16 protein-coding genes are annotated in these 19,792 nt (G+C 68.5%); 15 read left to right on the top strand and 1 reads right to left on the bottom strand.

What is annotated here, in order from left to right; translation table 11 throughout:
- Window positions 1-75: 75 nt before the first annotated feature.
- Window positions 76-891 (bottom strand): C40 family peptidase, encoded by an 816-nt coding sequence (locus tag ACFWY6_RS12090; RefSeq protein ID WP_384688121.1) that lies wholly within the window; start codon window positions 889-891, stop codon window positions 76-78.
- Between the two features lie 852 nt (window positions 892-1,743).
- Here ACFWY6_RS12090 and ACFWY6_RS12085 point away from each other — a divergent pair.
- The 15 genes from ACFWY6_RS12085 to recQ all read left to right on the top strand — a co-directional run bounded on the left by ACFWY6_RS12085 (window position 1,744) and on the right by recQ (window position 19,752).
- Window positions 1,744-2,103 (top strand): NADH-quinone oxidoreductase subunit A, encoded by a 360-nt coding sequence (locus ACFWY6_RS12085; protein ID WP_003992243.1) that lies wholly within the window; start codon window positions 1,744-1,746, stop codon window positions 2,101-2,103.
- A 21-nt stretch (window positions 2,104-2,124) separates the two neighbouring features.
- Complete coding sequence (locus ACFWY6_RS12080) at window positions 2,125-2,679, top strand: NADH-quinone oxidoreductase subunit B family protein (protein WP_005313804.1); 555 nt, start codon at window positions 2,125-2,127, stop codon at window positions 2,677-2,679.
- Window positions 2,676-3,401, top strand: a complete 726-nt coding sequence (locus ACFWY6_RS12075; RefSeq protein ID WP_384688118.1) for an NADH-quinone oxidoreductase subunit C — start codon at window positions 2,676-2,678, stop codon at window positions 3,399-3,401. Before ACFWY6_RS12080 ends, ACFWY6_RS12075 begins: the two co-directional genes overlap by 4 nt.
- Window positions 3,401-4,723, top strand: a complete 1,323-nt coding sequence (locus ACFWY6_RS12070) for an NADH-quinone oxidoreductase subunit D (RefSeq protein ID WP_384688115.1) — start codon at window positions 3,401-3,403, stop codon at window positions 4,721-4,723. Before ACFWY6_RS12075 ends, ACFWY6_RS12070 begins: the two co-directional genes overlap by 1 nt.
- Before the next feature lie 41 nt (window positions 4,724-4,764).
- On the top strand, window positions 4,765-5,493 hold the full coding sequence (gene nuoE / locus ACFWY6_RS12065; protein WP_384688143.1) for an NADH-quinone oxidoreductase subunit NuoE: 729 nt from the start codon (window positions 4,765-4,767) through the stop codon (window positions 5,491-5,493).
- On the top strand, window positions 5,490-6,854 hold the full coding sequence (gene nuoF, locus ACFWY6_RS12060) for an NADH-quinone oxidoreductase subunit NuoF (protein ID WP_360768309.1): 1,365 nt from the start codon (window positions 5,490-5,492) through the stop codon (window positions 6,852-6,854). Before nuoE ends, nuoF begins: the two co-directional genes overlap by 4 nt.
- Complete coding sequence (locus tag ACFWY6_RS12055) at window positions 6,851-9,391, top strand: NADH-quinone oxidoreductase subunit G (RefSeq protein WP_384688112.1); 2,541 nt, start codon at window positions 6,851-6,853, stop codon at window positions 9,389-9,391. Before nuoF ends, ACFWY6_RS12055 begins: the two co-directional genes overlap by 4 nt.
- Window positions 9,391-10,749 carry an NADH-quinone oxidoreductase subunit NuoH gene (gene nuoH, locus ACFWY6_RS12050; protein WP_384688140.1) on the top strand — a complete coding sequence of 453 codons (1,359 nt, stop codon included), beginning with the start codon at window positions 9,391-9,393 and terminating at the stop codon, window positions 10,747-10,749. Before ACFWY6_RS12055 ends, nuoH begins: the two co-directional genes overlap by 1 nt.
- A complete protein-coding gene (nuoI, locus tag ACFWY6_RS12045; protein ID WP_361812301.1) occupies window positions 10,742-11,368 on the top strand; it encodes an NADH-quinone oxidoreductase subunit NuoI in 627 nt (208 codons plus the stop codon). Before nuoH ends, nuoI begins: the two co-directional genes overlap by 8 nt.
- Window positions 11,365-12,180, top strand: coding sequence for an NADH-quinone oxidoreductase subunit J (locus ACFWY6_RS12040; protein WP_384688109.1), 816 nt, complete (start codon window positions 11,365-11,367; stop codon window positions 12,178-12,180). The genes nuoI and ACFWY6_RS12040 overlap by 4 nt, the downstream gene beginning before the upstream one ends.
- The gene (gene nuoK, locus ACFWY6_RS12035) at window positions 12,177-12,476 is read left to right on the top strand and encodes an NADH-quinone oxidoreductase subunit NuoK (RefSeq protein ID WP_016640174.1); all 300 of its coding nucleotides are present in this window, start codon (window positions 12,177-12,179) and stop codon (window positions 12,474-12,476) included. Before ACFWY6_RS12040 ends, nuoK begins: the two co-directional genes overlap by 4 nt.
- Window positions 12,477-12,490: 14 nt before the next feature.
- The gene (gene nuoL / locus ACFWY6_RS12030; RefSeq protein ID WP_384688107.1) at window positions 12,491-14,386 is read left to right on the top strand and encodes an NADH-quinone oxidoreductase subunit L; all 1,896 of its coding nucleotides are present in this window, start codon (window positions 12,491-12,493) and stop codon (window positions 14,384-14,386) included.
- A gap of 5 nt (window positions 14,387-14,391) precedes the next feature.
- On the top strand, window positions 14,392-15,963 hold the full coding sequence (locus ACFWY6_RS12025) for an NADH-quinone oxidoreductase subunit M (protein ID WP_384688105.1): 1,572 nt from the start codon (window positions 14,392-14,394) through the stop codon (window positions 15,961-15,963).
- Window positions 15,960-17,624, top strand: coding sequence for an NADH-quinone oxidoreductase subunit NuoN (nuoN, locus tag ACFWY6_RS12020; RefSeq protein WP_266863349.1), 1,665 nt, complete (start codon window positions 15,960-15,962; stop codon window positions 17,622-17,624). Before ACFWY6_RS12025 ends, nuoN begins: the two co-directional genes overlap by 4 nt.
- A gap of 190 nt (window positions 17,625-17,814) precedes the next feature.
- Window positions 17,815-19,752: a DNA helicase RecQ gene (gene recQ, locus ACFWY6_RS12015; RefSeq protein WP_384688101.1), complete on the top strand. Its 1,938-nt coding sequence runs from the start codon at window positions 17,815-17,817 to the stop codon at window positions 19,750-19,752.
- Window positions 19,753-19,792 lie beyond the last annotated feature (40 nt).

The following is a 19,792-nucleotide window of genomic DNA, read 5'->3' as shown; positions in this document are numbered from 1 at the left end:
AACCCCCCCCCCCCCACCCCGGGCCGGCCCCCCCGGGGGGGGGCCCCCCCCCCTTCTACGTGGCTGTGAGGGCCCTCAGAGGACGCGCACGGCGCCGCTCGCCGGGTAACCCGACAGGTCCTGGACGACAACGCCCTTGCTGGGGTTGGCGGCGTCGAGGTACTGACCGTTACCGATGTACACACCGACGTGGTACGCGGAACCGGCGCCACCCCAGTAAAGGATGTCGCCCACCTGGACGTTGGAGAGCGCGACCGGCGTACCGGAGACCGACTGGTCCTGCGAGACGCGCGGAAGGTCCACGCCCGCCTGCTTGAACGCGGCCTGGACGAGGCTGGAGCAGTCCCAGGCGTTGGGCCCGGACGCACCCATGACGTACGCGTCGCCGAGCTGGGCCTTGAGGAAGCTGATGACCGTGCCGACGCTGCCGCTGGCCGGGGCGGCCACATCGGCGGAAGCGCTGGAGCCGCCGGCGGAGGCGCTGAGCGTCGTGCGCTCGGCGGCGCGCGAGGCGCGCTCCTCTTCCGCCTTCTTCTTGGCGGCGGCTTCGGCCTTCGCCTTGGCCTCGGCCTTCCTCTCGGCCTGCGCCTGGTCTTCCTTGGCCTGCTTCGCGGCCTTCACGGCGGCCGCGTCCTGCTCGGCGCGGAGCTCGTAGCTGTCGGCGGCCTGCTGGGTGGCGTCCGCGGACTGCGCGATCTGCGTCGACAGATCCGTGGTGAGCGTGGGCATTTCGATGGTCTCGGTCACCGGCTCGGCGGCGTTCGCCGTGCCAGCGGCCGCGGCCACTGCCAGGGTGCTGAGGACGCCACCGGCAACTCCGGCGCGCAGGGCCATCTTCGAGGCGCTGCGACGGGGCTTCCGGTGGCTGGGTATGTGAGCGGTGTGGGACATGAGAACAACCGCTATCAGGGAGTCAGGGTTCCCATCAAGAAACGTGTGCTGCGCCACAGTTGCTCGCGGCGGGCCTGAATCCCGGGCGTGTCACTTCTTATTGACGCCGTAACGGGCAATGCGGACAACGGTGATCACGCCTGTGATCATGGGCTTTCAGTGATACGTCCGAATTGCCCATGGACTACCACCCGTTGAGGCCGTTGGCCAAGCCCGGCTTCTCGACCGCGATTGGCGCTGTGGCGCAGGTCACATCCGCGACCCTAGGGGATCTCCCTGAGATCCCGCCGAGACCTTCCTGAGATCTCCCGCGGATTTCGGGGGTGTTGCCCGGCACGGAATCCCCGCGCGCCGGACACCGAATCCCCGCGCGGGGGTCACCGCTCCCTCTCGCTCCCTCTTCGCGCGCGAGGCGGCGCCTTCCGTGCGCGAGGCGGCGTCACTCTCGCTCGTGAATCGGTGCACACGTCCACATCCGTCCACACCTCGCCCGCCAAAGTGTGAACGGGGCGCCACTATCAAGCTGATGTGTCCAGCGCCAATTTGCTTGCAGCCGCCATCCCTTGATAGGGCGACACCCTCTCGACCAGGGGTGACTCGCTGAGATGTCACCTCTGGTGATCACTCAGGCGCTTCGCGTATGAAGATCACCGCTCATCCGACTTCATGATCCTTCGTCAGGTGGTGGAGATCACAAAGCTGTTGTCGCACCCCGTGTCGCAGATCACAGACCGGCGGGCATAAGATGCGAGGCAGTTGGGCTTGTGACCTGCTTCACATGTACGCGATCTTCGCGGGCCTCGGCCCAACGCAACCGCCAACAGTCAGTGCCGACTGAGAGGAGCGAGGAGCGTGAACGCCTATGCGCCCATCCTCGTGCTGGGAGCCCTCGGGGCAGGCTTTGCGATCTTCTCCGTGGTCATGGCCACGCTTATCGGTCCAAAGCGGTACAACCGCGCCAAGCTCGAGGCGTATGAGTGCGGGATCGAGCCGACGCCGACTCCGGCCGGCGGTGGGCGATTCCCCATCAAGTACTACCTGACGGCGATGCTCTTCATCGTCTTCGACATCGAGATCGTCTTCCTTTACCCCTGGGCCGTCACCTTCGATGCGCTGGGGATTTTCGGGCTCGTGGAGATGCTGCTCTTCGTGCTCACCGTCTTCGTCGCGTACGCGTACGTATGGCGGCGTGGCGGCCTGGAATGGGACTAAAGGTCTGAGGGGCCAAAGAGCATGGGACTCGAAGAGAAACTGCCGAGCGGTTTTCTGCTGACCACCGTCGAACAAGCCGCGGGCTGGGTGCGCAAGTCATCCGTCTTCCCCGCGACCTTCGGCCTCGCGTGCTGCGCCATCGAGATGATGACGACAGGGGCCGGGCGCTACGACCTGGCGCGCTTCGGCATGGAGGTCTTCCGCGGTTCACCGCGCCAGGCGGACCTGATGATCGTGGCCGGGCGGGTGAGCCAGAAGATGGCGCCCGTCCTGCGGCAGGTCTATGACCAGATGCCGAACCCCAAGTGGGTCATTTCCATGGGGGTTTGTGCGTCATCGGGCGGGATGTTCAACAATTACGCGATTGTGCAGGGCGTGGATCACATTGTTCCCGTTGACATCTATTTGCCCGGCTGTCCGCCGCGGCCCGAGATGCTGATGGACGCCATCCTCAAGCTCCACCAGAAGATCCAGGGCTCCAAGCTCGGGGTCAACGCGGAGGAAGCGGCCCGCGAGGCGGAGGAGGCGGCTCTCAAGGCGCTCCCCACCATCGAGATGAAGGGGCTGCTGCGGTGAGCGACGAGCACCTGAACGGGAACGGCGACGCGAACGGCGTCCCGGCCCCCCGTGACGCCGCCGGCGAGGTCATCGGCGTACGCAAGGGCATGTTCGGCGCCGAGAACGGCGGTGACACCTCCGGCTACGGCGGGCTCGTGCGGACCATCACCCTGCCGGGCGCCTCGACGCGTCCCTACGGCGGCTGGTTCGACGAAGTCGCCGACGAGCTGGAAGGGGCCCTGGAAGAGCAGGGACTCGTCCCGGAGAACGCGATCGAGAAGACGGTCGTCGACCGTGACGAGCTCACCTTCCACGTCGCGCGCGAGCATCTGCTCCGGGTCGCCCAGACCCTGCGCGACGACCCGGCGCTGCGCTTCGAGCTCTGTACGGGTGTCTCGGGGGTGCACTTCCTCGAGGACAAGGGCCGCGAGCTGCACGCCGTCTACCACCTGCGCTCGATCACCCACAACCGCCTGATCCGGCTCGAAGTCAGTGCCCCTGACGCCGATCCGCACGTCCCCTCGCTGGTCTCGGTCTATCCGACCAACGACTGGCACGAGCGCGAGACGTACGACTTCTTCGGCCTGATCTTCGACGGCCACCCGGCCCTCACGCGGATCATGATGCCGGACGACTGGCAGGGCTTCCCGCAGCGCAAGGACTACCCCCTCGGCGGCATCCCCATCGAGTACAAGGGCGCCCAGATCCCGGCTCCGGACCAGCGGAGGTCGTACAGCTGATGAGCACTTCACATGCATCCGCCCGTGAGACCACCGAGGGGACTGTATATACAGTCACCGGCGGCGACTGGGACGAGGTCGTCGAGTCCGCCGCCCGGTCCGACGACGAGCGCATCATCGTCAACATGGGGCCGCAGCACCCCTCCACGCACGGCGTGCTGCGGCTGATCCTGGAGATCGAGGGCGAGACCGTCTCCGAGGCCCGCTGCGGCATCGGCTATCTGCACACGGGCATCGAGAAGAACCTCGAGTACCGCACGTGGACGCAGGGCACGACGTTCGTCACGCGCATGGACTATCTGACGCCGTTCTTCAACGAGACGGCGTACTGCCTAGGGGTCGAGAAGCTCCTCGGCATCGAGGACCAGATCCCGGACCGCGCCTCGGTCATCCGCGTGCTCCTCATGGAGCTCAACCGTCTCTCCTCGCACCTGGTGTGCATCGCCACCGGCGGCATGGAGCTCGGCGCGACGACGATCATGATCTACGGCTTCCGTGATCGTGAACTCATTCTCGACATCTTCGAGTTGATCACCGGCCTGCGCATGAACCACGCGTACATCCGGCCCGGCGGACTCGCCCAGGACCTGCCCCCGGGCGCCGTGGACCAGCTCCGCGAGTTCCTGAAGCAGATGAAGAAGAACCTTCCCGAGTACGACAAGCTTGCCACCGGGAACCCCATCTTCAAGGCCCGTATGCAGGACGTCGGCTATCTGGACCTCGCGGGCTGCATGGCCCTCGGCGCCACCGGCCCGGTGCTCCGCTCCGCGGGCCTGCCGCACGACCTGCGCAAGACGCAGCCCTACTGCGGTTACGAGAACTACGAGTTCGACGTGCCGACCGCCGACACCTGTGACTCCTACGGGCGCTTCCTGATCCGCCTGGAGGAGATGCGCCAGTCGCTGCGCATCGTCGAGCAGTGCCTGGACCGGCTCGCCCCGGGCCCGGTCATGGTCGCCGACAAGAAGATCGCCTGGCCCGCCCAACTGGCGCTCGGCCCCGACGGTCTGGGCAACTCGCTCGACCACATCAAGAAGATCATGGGCACCTCCATGGAGGCCCTCATCCACCACTTCAAGCTGGTGACCGAAGGCTTCCGGGTCCCGGCCGGGCAGACATACGCCGCCGTCGAGTCGCCCAAGGGCGAGCTCGGGGTGCATGTCGTCTCCGACGGCGGCACCCGCCCCTACCGGGTCCACTTCCGCGACCCGTCCTTCACCAACCTGCAGGCCATGGCGGCGATGTGCGAGGGCGGCCAGGTCGCCGACGTCATCGTCGCCGTCGCGTCCATCGACCCCGTGATGGGAGGCGTCGACCGGTGACCACCACTCCTTCCCAACAGGGTGCGGGCGTCAGCCTCGGCATGCCCCAACTCCCCGCCCCCGACTACCCGGACGACGTACGGGCCCGGCTCGAAGCGGACGCCAAGGAAGTCATCGCCCGCTACCCGGACTCCCGCTCCGCGCTCCTTCCGCTGCTGCACCTGGTGCAGTCCGAGGAGGGTTACGTCACGCGGACCGGCATGGCGTTCTGCGCAGACGTGCTCGGCCTGACCACGGCCGAGGTCACCGCGGTGGCGACCTTCTACACGATGTACCGGCGCAAGCCCTCCGGTGACTACCAGGTCGGCGTCTGCACCAACACGCTCTGCGCCGTCATGGGCGGCGACGCGATCTTCGAGTCGCTCCAGGAGCACCTGGGTGTCGGCAACGAGGGGACCACAGAGGACGGCAAGGTCACGCTGGAGCACATCGAGTGCAACGCGGCCTGCGACTTCGCTCCCGTCGTGATGGTCAACTGGGAGTTCTTCGACAACCAGACCCCCGAGACCGCCAAGCGGCTCGTCGACGACCTGCGCGCGGGAGTGCAGGTCGAGCCGACCCGCGGCGCCCCCTTGTGCACGTACAAGGAGACGGCCCGGATTCTGGCGGGCTTCCCGGACGAGCGGCCCGGCGCCGTCGAGGCGAGCGGCGGCGCAGGCCCCGCCTCGCTGATCGGACTGCAGCTCGCCAAAGGCGAGTTGGCACAGCCGCGGGTGGTCCACCCGCGTGACGAGTCGACGTCGGACGCGGTCACCGAGGAGGGGGAGTGATGACCTTGGCAGCCGAGATCGACCACGAGACGAGCCCCGAGAAGGTGCTCGCGCCGGTCCTTTCGGCGTTCTGGGACGAGGAGAAGTCCTGGACGCTGGACACCTACCGGCGGCACGAAGGGTACGAGGGCCTGCGCAAGGCCCTGGCGATGGCGCCCGACGACCTCATCGCGTACGTGAAGGACTCCGGCCTGCGCGGCCGGGGCGGGGCGGGATTCCCCACCGGAATGAAATGGCAGTTCATTCCGCAGGGCGATGGAAAGCCGCACTATCTAGTTGTCAACGCCGACGAATCGGAGCCGGGGACCTGCAAGGACATCCCGCTCCTCTTCGCGAACCCGCATTCCCTCATCGAGGGGATCGTGATCGCGTGCTACGCGATCCGTTCTTCGCATGCCTTCATCTATCTGCGCGGTGAAGTCGTCCCCGTGCTGCGGCGGTTGCACGAGGCCGTGCGTGAGGCGAAAGAGGCGGGATTCCTGGGCGAGAACATCCTGGGCAGCGGACTCGATCTGGAACTCACCGTGCACGCGGGCGCGGGCGCGTACATCTGTGGTGAGGAGACCGCGCTGCTCGACTCGCTCGAAGGCCGCCGTGGCCAGCCGCGACTGCGTCCCCCTTTCCCTGCCGTCGCGGGCCTCTACGCATGCCCCACTGTTGTCAATAACGTCGAGTCCATCGCGTCGGTTCCCGCGATCCTCAATCGCGGAAAAGACTGGTTCAAATCGATGGGGAGTGAGAAGTCTCCCGGCTTCACGCTCTATTCGCTCAGCGGGCACGTCACCAGTCCCGGTCAGTACGAGGCGCCGCTCGGCATCACGCTGCGCCAGCTGCTCGACATGAGCGGCGGGATGCGGGCGGGCCACCGGCTCAAGTTCTGGACGCCGGGCGGCTCTTCGACGCCGATGTTCACCGACGAGCACCTCGACGTCCCCCTTGACTACGAGGGCGTGGGCGCCGCCGGTTCGATGCTCGGCACCAAGGCGCTGCAGTGCTTCGACGAGACGACCTGCGTCGTGCGGGCCGTCACCCGCTGGACCGAGTTCTACGCCCATGAGTCCTGCGGCAAGTGCACGCCCTGCCGCGAAGGGACGTACTGGCTGGTGCAGTTGCTCCGCGACATCGAGGCCGGCAAGGGCGTCATGGCCGACCTCGACAAGCTGAACGACATCGCCGACAACATCAACGGCAAGTCCTTCTGCGCCCTCGGCGACGGCGCGGCCTCGCCGATCTTCTCCTCGCTCAAGTACTTCCGCGAGGAGTACGAGGAGCACATCACCGGCAAGGGCTGCCCCTTCGACCCGGCCAAGTCGACGCTCTGGGCCGGCCGGCCCGCCGACAATTCGGAGGTGAACGCATGACAGTACTTCAGCCTAATGGTGGCTCCGCCACGGGCCAACGCGCTCCCTCCGGGGGCGGTGAGGCGGCGGTTCCGCCGGAAGATCTCGTCTCGCTGACGATCGACGGCATCGAGATCAGCGTCCCCAAGGGGACATTGGTCATCCGGGCCGCCGAGCTGCTCGGCATCGAGATCCCGCGGTTCTGCGACCACCCGCTGCTCGACCCCGCGGGCGCCTGCCGCCAGTGCATCGTCGAGGTGGAGGGCCAGCGCAAGCCGATGGCGTCCTGCACCATCACCTGCACCGACGGCATGGTCGTGAAGTCGCAGCTGACGTCGCCGGTCGCCGATAAGGCGCAGCGCGGTGTGATGGAGCTGCTGCTCATCAACCACCCGCTGGACTGCCCGGTCTGCGACAAGGGCGGCGAGTGCCCGCTGCAGAACCAGGCGATGCAGGTCGGTGACCCGGACTCCCGCTTCGAGGGCAAGAAGCGGACGTACGAGAAGCCGGTTCCGATCTCCACGCAGGTCCTGCTCGACCGCGAGCGGTGCGTGCTCTGCGCGCGCTGCACCCGCTTCTCGAACCAGATCGCGGGCGACCCGATGATCGAGCTGATCGAGCGGGGCGCGCTGCAGCAGGTCGGCACGGGCGAGGGCGACCCCTTCGAGTCGTACTTCTCCGGGAACACCATCCAGATCTGCCCGGTCGGCGCGCTGACCTCGGCGGCGTATCGCTTCCGCTCCCGGCCCTTCGACCTGGTGTCGTCGCCCTCGGTGTGCGAGCACTGCTCGGGCGGCTGCGCGACCCGCACCGACCACCGGCGCGGCAAGGTCATGCGGCGCCTCGCCCAGGACGACCCCGAGGTCAACGAGGAGTGGATCTGCGACAAGGGACGCTTCGGCTTCCGTTACGCGCAGAAGCCGGACCGGCTGACCACTCCCTTGGTGCGCGATGCCGCAACGGGTCAGCTGGAGCCCGCCAGTTGGCCCGAGGCCCTGGAGGTGGCGGCCCGCGGTCTCGCCGCGGCGCGCGGCCGCACCGGTGTCCTCACCGGCGGCCGGCTCACCGTGGAGGACGCCTACGCGTACAGCAAGTACGCGCGCGTGGCGCTCGACACGAACGACATCGACTTCCGCGCGCGCGTGCACAGCAGCGAGGAGGCCGACTTCCTCGCGGCGCGCGTCGCGGGCCGTGGCCGGGACCTCGACGGCACCGGAGTCACGTACGCGGCACTGGAGAAGGCGCCCGCGGTCCTGCTCGTCGGATTCGAGTCCGAGGAGGAGGCACCCGGGATTTTCCTGCGGCTGCGCAAGGCCTGGCGCAAGCACGGCCAGCGGACCTTCTCGCTGGCGCCCTTCGCGTCCCGTGGCCTGGAGAAGGCGGGCGGCACGCTGCTGCCGGCCGCTCCCGGGACCGAGACGGAGTGGCTCGACGCGCTCGCGGCCGGGGCCGGCCTGGAGGGCGACGGTGCCAAGGCGGCCGAGGCGCTGCGCACTTCGGGCGCGGTGATCGTCGTCGGTGAGCGCGCCGCCGGTGTGCGCGGCGGGCTCACCGCCGCCGTGCGGGCCGCGTCCGCGACCGGCGCCCAGCTGGTGTGGATCCCGCGCAGGGCGGGGGAGCGCGCCGCCATCGAGGCGGGCGCGCTGCCCTCGCTGCTGCCGGGCGGCCGTCCGGCCACCGACCCGCGTGCGCGAGAGGAGGTCGCTGCGGCCTGGGGCGTCGCCGAACTCCCGCACCGCTACGGCCGCGACACCGGCCAGATCGTCGAGGCCGCCGCGACCGGTGAACTGCGGGCGCTCCTGGTGTCGGGTGTGGAGGTCGCCGACCTTCCCGACCCGGCACGCGCGCGTGAAGCCCTCGCGGAGATCGGCTTCCTGGTCTCGCTCGAACTGCGTCCCAGCGAGGTCACCGAGCACGCCGACGTCGTACTGCCCGTGGCGGCGGTCGCGGAGAAGCCGGGCACCTTCCTCAACTGGGAGGGCAGGGCACGGCTTTTCGCCGCCGCGCTCAAGCCCGACCAGATGACGCGCCCGCTCGCGCCCAGCGACGCGCGGGTGCTGCACATGCTGGCCGACGCCGGCGACGTACACCTGGGTCTTCCTGACCTGACGACCGCCCGGCGCGAGCTGGACCGGCTCGGCGGCTGGGACGGGCCGCACGCGAGCGAGCCCTTGGAGACAGGTGCCCAGCCGCCCAGGCCAGCCTCCGGAGAGGCCGTTCTCGCGGGGCACCGGCTGCTGCTCGACCAGGGCCGCCTCCAGGAGGGCGACGACGCGCTCGCGGGGACGCGGCACGCGGCGGTCGCCCGGCTCTCGGCGGCCACCGCGGCGGAGGCCGGCGTCAAGGACGGCGACACCCTCGCCGTCACCGGTCCTGCGGGAGGCGCGACCGAACTCCCGCTCCAGGTCACCGAGATGCCGGACCGGGTGGTGTGGCTGCCGCTGAACTCGACCGGGGGAGGCGTCGCCTCGGACACCGGCGCGCGCCCCGGCGACCTCGTCCGCATCGGCCCGGCGGTCCTGCCGGAGCCCACTGAGGCCCCGGAGGTGACGTCGTGATGCACACCGTGGTGCCGCTTGCGGCGGAAGACCTGTCCATGTTCGGCCGTGACCCCTGGTGGCTCGTCGCCATCAAGGCGGTCTTCTGCTTCGCGTTCCTGATGGTGACGGTGCTCTTCTCCATCGTGTGGGAGCGCAAGGTCGTCGCCTGGATGCAGCTGCGCATCGGCCCCAACCGGCACGGCCCCTGGGGCATGCTGCAGTCCCTCGCGGACGGCATCAAGCTGATGCTCAAGGAAGACGTGATCGTCAAGCGCGCGGACAAGGTGGTCTACATCCTTGCCCCGATCGTCGCCGCGATCCCGGCCTTCATGGCGATCGCGGTGATCCCCTTCGGGCCCGCGGGCAACGAAGTCTCGATCTTCGGCCAGCGCACCACGATGCAACTCACCGACCTGCCGATCGCGATGCTCTACATCCTCGCGGTCGCCTCGGTCGGCATCTACGGCATCGTGCTCGCGGGTTGGAGTTCTGGATCCACCTATCCGCTCCTCGGGGGTCTGCGCTCCTGCGCGCAGATGATCTCGTACGAGATCGCGATGGGCGCGGCCTTCGCCTCCGTCTTCCTCTACTCCGGGTCGATGTCGACCTCGGCGATCGTGGAGGCGCAGGCGGACCGCTGGTACATCCTGCTGCTTCCCGTCTCGTTCCTGATCTACATCGTGACGATGGTCGGCGAGACCAACCGCGCGCCGTTCGACATGCCGGAGTCCGAGGGCGACCTCGTCGGTGGCTTCAACACCGAGTACTCCTCCATCAAGTTCGCGCTGTTCATGCTCGCCGAGTACGTCAACATGGTCACCGTCTCGGCGGTCTCGGTCACGCTCTTCTTGGGCGGCTGGCGGGCCCCGTATCCGGTCAGCACCTTCTGGGAGGGCGCGAACCACGGCTGGTGGCCGATGCTCTGGTTCGTGATCAAGGTCCAGCTGCTGCTGTTCTTCTTCATCTGGCTGCGCGGCACGCTGCCACGCGTCCGCTACGACCAGCTGATGAAGCTCGGCTGGAAGGTCCTGATCCCGGTCTCGGTCGTCTGGCTGATGCTCGTGGCCACGGTCAGGGTGATGCGGAACGAGGACTACGACTTCACCTCGATCGCGCTCTATGTGGGCGGCGGAGTCATCGCACTGCTCTTGCTCTCCGTCGTCGTCGACATCTTCCGCGACAAACGCGAGAAGGAGGCGGCGGTCCAGGAGGAGCCGGTCGCCTTCGACCCGATGGCGGGCGGATTCCCGGTCCCGCCGCTGCCCGGACAGACCCTGCCGCCCGTGCCGCGCCGACGCTCGCGCCAGGAGCGGGAGTTGATTGTCAGTGGCGGGCCGGATACTCAAAGTGACGGAAAGGAGGCGTCCGATGGCTGAGCCGAACGAGGACTCGACCCACGAGTCGAACCAATCGAAGCAGGGGTTCCAGAACCCCGTCGCGGGCTTCGGCGTGACCTTCAAGGCCATGTTCAAGAAGCGGCTGACCGAGCAGTACCCGGAGCAGGAGAAGACCACCGCTCCCCGCTTCCACGGCAGGCATCAGCTCAACCGCCATCCGGACGGCCTGGAGAAGTGCATCGGCTGTGAGCTCTGCGCCTGGGCCTGCCCCGCGGACGCCATCTATGTGGAGGGCGCGGACAACACCGAGGAGGAGCGCTACTCCCCGGGCGAGCGGTACGGCCGCGTCTACCAGATCAACTACGCCCGCTGCATCCTGTGCGGCCTGTGCATCGAGGCGTGCCCCACGCGCGCGTTGACGATGACGAACGAGTTCGAGCTGGCGGACAGCACCCGCGCGAACCTCATCTACACCAAGGAGCAGCTGCTCGCCGGCCTGGAGGAAGGCATGGTCGAGTCGCCGCACTCGATCTTCCCGGGCACGGACGAGCAGGACTACTACCGCGGCCTGGTGACCGAGGCCGCGCCCGGCACGGTCCCCCAAGTGGCCGTCAGCAAGGGCGAGAAGGCTCCTGAGGCGGAAGGGGCGGCAGGATGAGCGAGCTTGCCGCCTACACCACGTCGACGGGTGAGGCCGTCCAGTTCTGGGTGCTCGGCACGGTCGCCGTGATCGGCGCCCTGTGCACCATCCTCATGAAGAAGGCGGTGCACAGCGCGCTCTGCCTGGCCGGGACCATGATCGTCCTGGCGGTCTTCTACCTCGCCAACGGCGCGTACTTCCTGGGCATCGTCCAGGTCGTCGTCTACACCGGCGCGATCATGATGCTCTTCCTCTTCGTGGTCATGCTCGTCGGCGTCACCGCCGCCGACTCCCTGAAGGAGACCATCAAGGGCCAGCGCTGGCTGGCCGGTCTGTGCGGCTTCGGCTTCGCGATCCTGCTGTTCGCGGGGATCGGGAACGCTTCGGTGAACGAGTTCGCGGGCCTCTCCAAGGCGAACGCGGGCGGCAACGTGGAGGGGCTCGCCGAGCTCATCTTCACGAAGTACGTCTTCGCCTTCGAGATCACCGGCGCGCTGCTGATCACCGCCACCGTCGGCGCGATGGTGCTGACCCACCGCGAGCGCACGGAGCGCGCCAAGACGCAGCGCGAGATGTCCGAGGCGCGCGTGCGCTCCAGCCACGTGCCGCCGCTGCCCGCCCCCGGTGTCTACGCACGGCACAACGCCGTGGACATCGCGGGCCTGCTCCCGGACGGCACTCCGTCGGAGCTCACGGTCAACAAGACGCTGCGCGAGCGCGGCCAGATCCGTGATGTGTCGGACGAGGCGATCGCCGATCTGCGGGCGCTCGAGCAGCGCTCCACGGAGCGCCTGGAGCGGTCGCCCGAGGCCGAGGAGGCGTCGAAGTGAATCCGGTCAACTACCTGTACCTCGCGGCGCTGTTGTTCGCGATCGGCGCCACCGGCGTGCTGATCAGGCGGAACGCGATCGTGGTGTTCATGTGTATCGAGCTGATGCTCAACGCGTGCAACCTCGCCTTCGTCGCCTTCTCCCGGCTGCACGGCAACCTCGACGGCCAGATCATCGCCTTCTTCACGATGGTCGTCGCCGCCGCGGAGGTCGTGGTCGGCCTGGCGATCATCGTGTCGCTGTTCCGCTCCCGCCACTCGGCCTCGGTCGACGACGCCAGCCTGATGAAGCTGTAAGGGGTCGCTGAAAAGTGGAGAACCTGATCGCGCTGCTGGTAGCGGCGCCTCTGCTCGGAGCGGCCGTACTGCTGTGCGGCGGGCGGCGGTTGGACCGTGTGGGCCACTGGCTCGGCACGCTGCTCGCGGCCGCCTCCTTCGTCGTCGGCGTGCTGCTCTTCACCGACATGCTGGGCAAGGGCGCCGAGGAGCGCTCCCTGTCGCAGCACCTGTTCAGCTGGATCCCCGTGGAGGGCTTCCAAGCGGACGTCGCCTTCCAGCTCGACCAGCTGTCGATGACGTTCGTCCTGCTGATCACCGGTGTGGGCACGCTGATCCACATCTACTCCATCGGGTACATGGAGCACGACGAGCGGCGCCGCCGCTTCTTCGGCTATCTGAACCTGTTCCTCGCGGCGATGCTCCTTCTGGTCCTCGCCGACAACTACCTGCTCCTGTACGTCGGATGGGAGGGCGTCGGCCTCGCCTCGTACCTCCTGATCGGCTTCTGGCAGCACAAGCCCAGCGCGGCCACCGCCGCGAAGAAGGCCTTCCTGGTCAACCGGGTCGGCGACATGGGCCTCTCGATCGCGATCATGCTGATGTTCACCACCTTCGGGACGTTCGCCTTCGGGCCCGTCCTCGAAGCGACGGGTGAGACCAGCGAGGGCAAGCTCACCGCCATCGGCCTGATGCTGCTGCTCGCCGCGTGCGGCAAGTCCGCCCAGGTGCCGCTGCAGTCCTGGCTCGGCGACGCGATGGAGGGCCCGACCCCGGTCTCGGCCCTGATCCACGCGGCGACGATGGTGACCGCGGGCGTGTACTTGATCGTCCGCTCCGGAGAGATCTTCAACGCCGCGCCGGACGCCCAGCTCGTCGTCACCGTCGTCGGAGCGGTCACACTCCTGTTCGGTGCGATCGTCGGTTGCGCGAAGGACGACATCAAGAAGGCCCTCGCCGGGTCGACGATGTCCCAGATCGGCTACATGATCCTGGCCGCGGGCCTCGGCCCCATCGGCTACGTCTTCGCGATCATGCACCTGGTGACGCACGGCTTCTTCAAGGCCGGGCTCTTCCTCGGGGCCGGTTCGGTCATGCACGGCATGAACGACGAGGTCGACATGAGGAAGTACGGCGGCCTGCGCAAGTACATGCCGGTCACCTTCGTGACCTTCGGGCTCGGCTATCTCGCGATCATCGGCTTCCCCGGTCTGTCCGGCTTCTTCTCCAAGGACAAGATCATCGAGGCGGCGTTCGCCAAGGGCGGCACGGAGGGCTGGATCCTCGGCTCGGTGGCGCTCCTGGGCGCGGCCATCACGGCGTACTACATGACCCGCGTGATGCTGATGACCTTCTTCGGAGAGAAGCGGTGGCAGCCGGATGCGGAAGGCAAGGAGCCGCACCCGCACGAGTCGCCCAAGTCGATGACGATCCCGATGATCCTGCTGGCCTTCGGGTCGGTCTTCGCGGGCGGGTTCTTCAGCATCGGCGACCGCTTCATGCACTGGCTGGAGCCGGTCACCCACCACGACCACGGCGACTCGCCGCTCAGCGCCACCACGGTCACGGGCGCCACCATGGTCGTCCTGGTCATCGGAGTGACCTTCGCCTACGTCCAGTACGGACGCCGGCCGGTCCCGGTCACCGCCCCGCGCGGCTCGCTGCTCACCCGGGCCGCCCGCCGCGATCTCCTCCAGGACGACTTCAACCACGTGGTCCTGGTGCGCGGCGGCGAGCACCTCACGCGGTCCCTGGTCTACGTCGACCACACCCTGGTCGACGGAGTCGTCAACGGCACGGCGGCCTCGGTCGGCGGGCTCTCCGGGCGGCTGCGCAAACTGCAGAACGGCTACGCCCGCTCCTACGCGGTCTCGATGTTCGGCGGCGCTGCGGTACTCATCGCCGCGACCCTGCTGATGAGGGCGGTCTGATACCGATGTCCTTTCCTCTGCTGACAGCGACGGCGGCCCTGCCCGCGGTCGGCGCGATCGCCACGGCAGCCGTCCCGGCCGCCCGGCGGGGCGCCGCCAAGTGGCTCGCGCTGCTCGTCTCGCTCGCGACGCTCGCGCTCGCCGTGACCGTGCTCGTGCGGTTCGACCCGGACGGGGACCGCTATCAACTCACCGAATCCCGGTCCTGGATCGCGGACTTCGGGGTGCGGTACGAACTCGGAGTGGACGGCATCGGTGTCGCGCTCATCGCGCTCACCGCGCTCCTGATCCCCTTCATCATCCTGGCCGGCTGGCACGACGCCGATCCCCTGGAGACCAAGTCCTCGCGCTGGCGGCCGACTCAGGGCTTCTTCGCCCTGATCCTCGCCGTCGAGGCGATGGTGATCATCTCCTTCGAGGCCACCGACGTCTTCCTCTTCTACATCTTCTTCGAAGCCATGCTCATCCCGATGTACTTCCTCATCGGCGGCTTCGGAGACCGCGCCCACGCGGGCAGCGACGAGAAGGCATCGGCCCAACGCTCGTACGCGGCCGTGAAGTTCCTCCTCTACAACCTGGTCGGCGGCCTGATCATGCTGGCCGCCGTGATCGGGCTCTACGTGGTGGCGGGGAACTTCTCGCTCCAGGAGATCGCCGAGGCGCGGGCCAACGGCACGCTCGACATGGCGACCAGCACCGAGCGGTGGCTCTTCCTCGGCTTCTTCTTCGCCTTCGCGGTGAAGGCGCCGCTTTGGCCGCTGCACACCTGGCTGCCGAACGCGATGGGCGAGGCCACGGCCCCGGTCGCCGTACTGATCACGGCCGTCGTCGACAAGGTCGGTACGTTCGCGATGCTGCGGTTCTGCCTCGGGCTCTTCCCCGAGGCGAGCAAGTGGGCGACGCCGGTCATCGTCGTACTCGCGCTGATCAGCATCGTCTACGGCGCACTGCTCGCCGTCGGGCAGCGCGACATCAAGCGGCTTGTGGCGTACGCGTCGATCTCGCACTTCGGGTTCATCATTCTCGGCATCTTCGCGATGACCTCGCAGGGCCAGTCCGGCGCGACGCTCTACATGGTCAACCACGGCATCTCGACCGCCGCGCTGATGCTGGTGGCCGGCTTCCTGATCTCGCGGCGCGGTTCGCGGCTCATCGCGGACTACGGAGGCGTGCAGAAGGTCGCCCCGGTGCTCGCGGGCACCTTCCTGATCGGCGGTCTCGCGACGCTCTCACTGCCGGGGCTCGCCCCGTTCGTGAGTGAGTTCCTGGTCCTGGTCGGCGCGTTCGCGCGCTATCCGGTGGCCGGGATCATCGCGACCTTCGGCATCGTGCTCGCCGCGCTCTACACCCTCGTCCTGTACCAGCGGACGATGACGGGCCCCGTGAAGCCCGAGGTCTCGTCCATGCCCGACCTGAGGGTGCGGGAACTGGTCGTCGTCGCCCCGCTGATCGCGCTCCTGATCGGCCTCGGCGTCTACCCGAAGCCGCTCACCGAGCTGGTGAACCCGGCGGTCGAGCACACCATGTCCGACGTACAGCAGAAGGACCCGAAGCCCGACGTGGAGGCGGCCAAGTGAGCGCATCGGCTGTCCACAGCCTGTGGACAATGGCGTCGGCCGCGGCGCCCCAGGACACGATCGACAAGATCGACACTCCCACGATCGAGTACGCGCAGCTGTCACCGACGTTGATCGTCATCGGCGCGGCGGTCCTCGGGATCCTCATCGAGGCCTTCGTACCGCGTAAGTCCCGTTACTACGTCCAGGTGTTCGTGGCCGTGGTCGCCCTCACCGCGGCCTTCGCCGCGGTCGTCGGGCTCGCGGCCACCGGATACGGCACGACGAAGGCGCACATCGCCGCGATGGGCGCCATCGCCGTCGACGGACCCGCGCTCTTCCTGCAGGGCACGATCCTCCTCGCCGGACTCGTCGCGATCTTCACCTTCGCCGAGCGGCGGCTCGACCCGCTGGCGCACGGCAATCGCGTCGACTCGTTCGTCGCGCAGGCCGGCGCCGTGCCGGGCAGCGAGGGCGAAAAGGCCGCCACGAAGGCCGGGTTCGCCACCACCGAGGTGTTCCCGCTGGCGCTCTTCGCGATCGGCGGGATGCTCGTCTTCCCGTCGGCGAACGACCTCCTGACGCTCTTCATCGCTCTTGAGGTCTTCTCGCTGCCGCTCTACCTGCTGTGCGCGCTCGCCCGCCGCAAGCGTCTGATGTCGCAGGAAGCCGCCGTCAAGTACTTCCTGCTCGGCGCCTTCTCCTCCGCCTTCATGCTCTTCGGGATCGCGCTGCTCTACGGATACGCGGGCTCGGTGTCGTACGGCACCATCGCGAAGGTCGTCGACGGCAGCATCGAGACGGTCAACCCGGCGCTCGCCGACACCATGGGCAACGACGCGCTGCTCCTGATCGGCGCCGCGATGATCGTCATGGGTCTGCTCTTCAAGGTCGGCGCGGTGCCGTTCCACATGTGGACCCCGGACGTCTACCAGGGCGCTCCGACCCCGGTGACCGGCTTCATGGCGGCGGCGACGAAGGTGGCCGCCTTCGGCGCGCTGCTCCGGCTGCTCTACGTGGTCCTGCCGGGCCTGCGCTGGGACTGGCGGCCGGTGATGTGGGGCGTCGTGATCCTCACGATGCTGGCCGGTGCGATCGTCGCGATCACCCAGACCGACATCAAGCGGCTCCTCGCGTACTCGTCGATCGCGCACGCGGGCTTCATCCTCGCCGGTGTCATCGCCATGACCCCGGACGGCATCTCGTCGGTCCTCTTCTATCTGGGGGCCTACTCCTTCGTGACGATCGGTGCGTTCGCCGTGGTCACGCTGGTGCGGGACGCGGGCGGCGAGGCCACGCACCTGTCCAAGTGGGCGGGGCTCGGCCGCAGGTCGCCGCTGGTCGCGGCGGTCTTCGCGGTCTTCCTGCTCGCCTTCGCCGGCATCCCGCTGACCTCCGGGTTCTCCGGGAAGTTCGCGGTCTTCAAGGCGGCGGCCGAGGGCGGCGCGGGCGCGCTGGTCGTGGTCGGTGTGATCTCGTCCGCGATCGCCGCGTTCTTCTACATCCGTGTGATCGTGCTCATGTTCTTCAGCGAGCCGAAGGCGGACGGCCCGACCGTCGCCGTGCCCTCGCCGCTGACCATGACCGCGATCGGCGTGGGCGTCGCGGTGACGGTCGTCCTCGGTGTGGCCCCGCAGTACTTCCTGGATCTGGCGAACCAGGCGGGGGTCTTCGTCCGCTGACCGACTCCGTCTCCGGCACCGTCTCCGTTCGTCCGCCGCCCGGCACCCTGTTCGACTGGGGTGCCGGGCGGTGGCGTCTGGCGGGCCTGGCCTGTGGATAACTTCCAGGGCTGTCGGTCCTGAGCCCTATCGTGGAGGCAGTGGTCGAAGCGCGACGTACGGGGGCAGGGCGATGGATGGGATCAGTGGCATGAGCGAGGTGACCGTACCGAGCGCGGTGGCGGACAGTGACGCGCTGCGGACGCTGCACCGCGTCTTCGGGTACGACGCGTTCCGCGGCGAGCAGGAAGCGATCATCGAGCATGTGATCGCGGGCGGGGACTCCGTCGTGCTGATGCCCACCGGCGGCGGCAAGTCGCTCTGCTATCAGATCCCGGCCCTGGTCAGATCCGGCACGGGCGTGGTCGTCTCGCCGCTCATCGCGCTCATGCAGGACCAGGTGGACGCGCTGCGGGCGCTGGGCGTGCGGGCCGGGTTCATCAACTCCACGCAGGACTTCGACGAGCGGCGCGTGATGGAGGCCGAGTTCCTCGCGGGGGAGCTCGACGTGCTGTACCTGGCGCCGGAGCGGCTGCGCCTGGAGTCGACCCTCGATCTGCTCTCGCGCGCCAAGATCTCCGTCTTCGCGATCGACGAGGCGCACTGCGTCGCCCAGTGGGGCCACGACTTCCGCCCCGACTATCTGGCCCTCTCCCTCCTGGGCGAGCGCTGGCCGGACGTGCCGCGCATCGCCCTGACGGCGACGGCGACGCACGCCACGCACCGGGAGATCACCGAGCGGCTCGGCATGCCGGACGCCAAGCACTTCGTGGCGAGCTTCGACCGGCCCAACATCCAGTACCGCATCGTGCCGAAGGCCGAGCCGAAGAAGCAGCTCCTGTCCTTCCTGAAGGAGGAGCACACGGGCGACGCGGGCATCGTCTACTGCCTGTCGCGCAACTCGGTCGAGAAGACAGCGGAGTTCCTGTGCAAGAACGGCATCGAGGCGGTGCCGTACCACGCGGGCCTGGACGGCGGGACGCGCGCCGCCCACCAGTCCCGCTTCCTCCGTGAGGAGGGCCTGGTGGTGTGCGCCACGATCGCCTTCGGCATGGGCATCGACAAGCCGGACGTCCGCTTCGTCGCCCACCTCGACCTGCCGAAGTCCGTCGAGGGCTACTACCAGGAGACGGGCCGCGCGGGCCGTGACGGACTGCCCTCCACGGCCTGGATGGCGTACGGCCTGCAGGACGTCGTCCAGCAGCGGAAGATGATCCAGGGCAGCGAGGGCGACGAGGCGTTCCGCCGCAGGGCGGCCTCGCACCTGGACTCGATGCTGGCGCTGTGCGAGACAGCCCAGTGCCGCCGGGGCCAGCTCCTCACCTACTTCGGCCAGGACGCGGACGGCCAGTCCTGCGGCAACTGCGACACCTGCCTCACACCCCCGGAGACGTGGGACGGCACGGTGGCGGCGCAGAAGGTCCTGTCGACGGTCGTACGGCTCCAGCGCGAGCGCGGGCAGAAGTTCGGCGCGGGCCAGATCATCGACATCCTGCTCGGCAAGAAGACCGCCAAGGTCATCCAGTTCGACCACGACCAGCTCTCGGTCTTCGGCATCGGCGAGGAGCTCGCGGAGGCCGAATGGCGGGGCGTGGTGCGGCAGTTGCTGGCCCAGGGGCTCATCGCGGTCGAGGGGGAGTACGGCACGCTGGTCCTGACCGAGGAGAGCGGAACAGTCCTCGGCAGGGAGCGGGAGGTGCGGTTGCGCAAGGAGCCCAAGCGCGCGGCTGCCGCCCGGGCCTCGAAGGGGGAGCGGAAGGCGAAGACGGCGGCCGCCGTGGCCGAGCTGCCTCAGGAGGCGGTGCCGGTGTTCGAGGCGCTGCGGGCATGGCGCGGGGCACAGGCCAAGGAGCTCGGCCTCCCGGCGTACGTGATCTTCCACGACGCCACGCTGCGGGAGATCGCCACGCTGCGGCCCTCGTCCCTGGCGGAGCTGGGAGGCATCAGCGGCCTCGGCGAGAAGAAGCTGGCTACTTACGGGGAGGGCGTGCTGGGGGTTCTGGCGGAGCTGAACGGTACGGCCACTCCTCCTCCGGAGGCCCCGCAGCCGCCGGAGGAGGAGTGGCCGGAGCCGCCGGAGGACTTCTGAGAGGGCGCCGAGGGGCGCCCCGCAGGGGCGCGGGGAACTG

It is taken from the genome of Streptomyces sp. NPDC059037, from assembly GCF_042740015.1.
In the GTDB taxonomy this organism is placed as follows: domain Bacteria; phylum Actinomycetota; class Actinomycetes; order Streptomycetales; family Streptomycetaceae; genus Streptomyces.
Note: the sequence above shows the minus strand (reverse complement) of the source record. Positions and strands in the feature narration are given on the sequence as shown.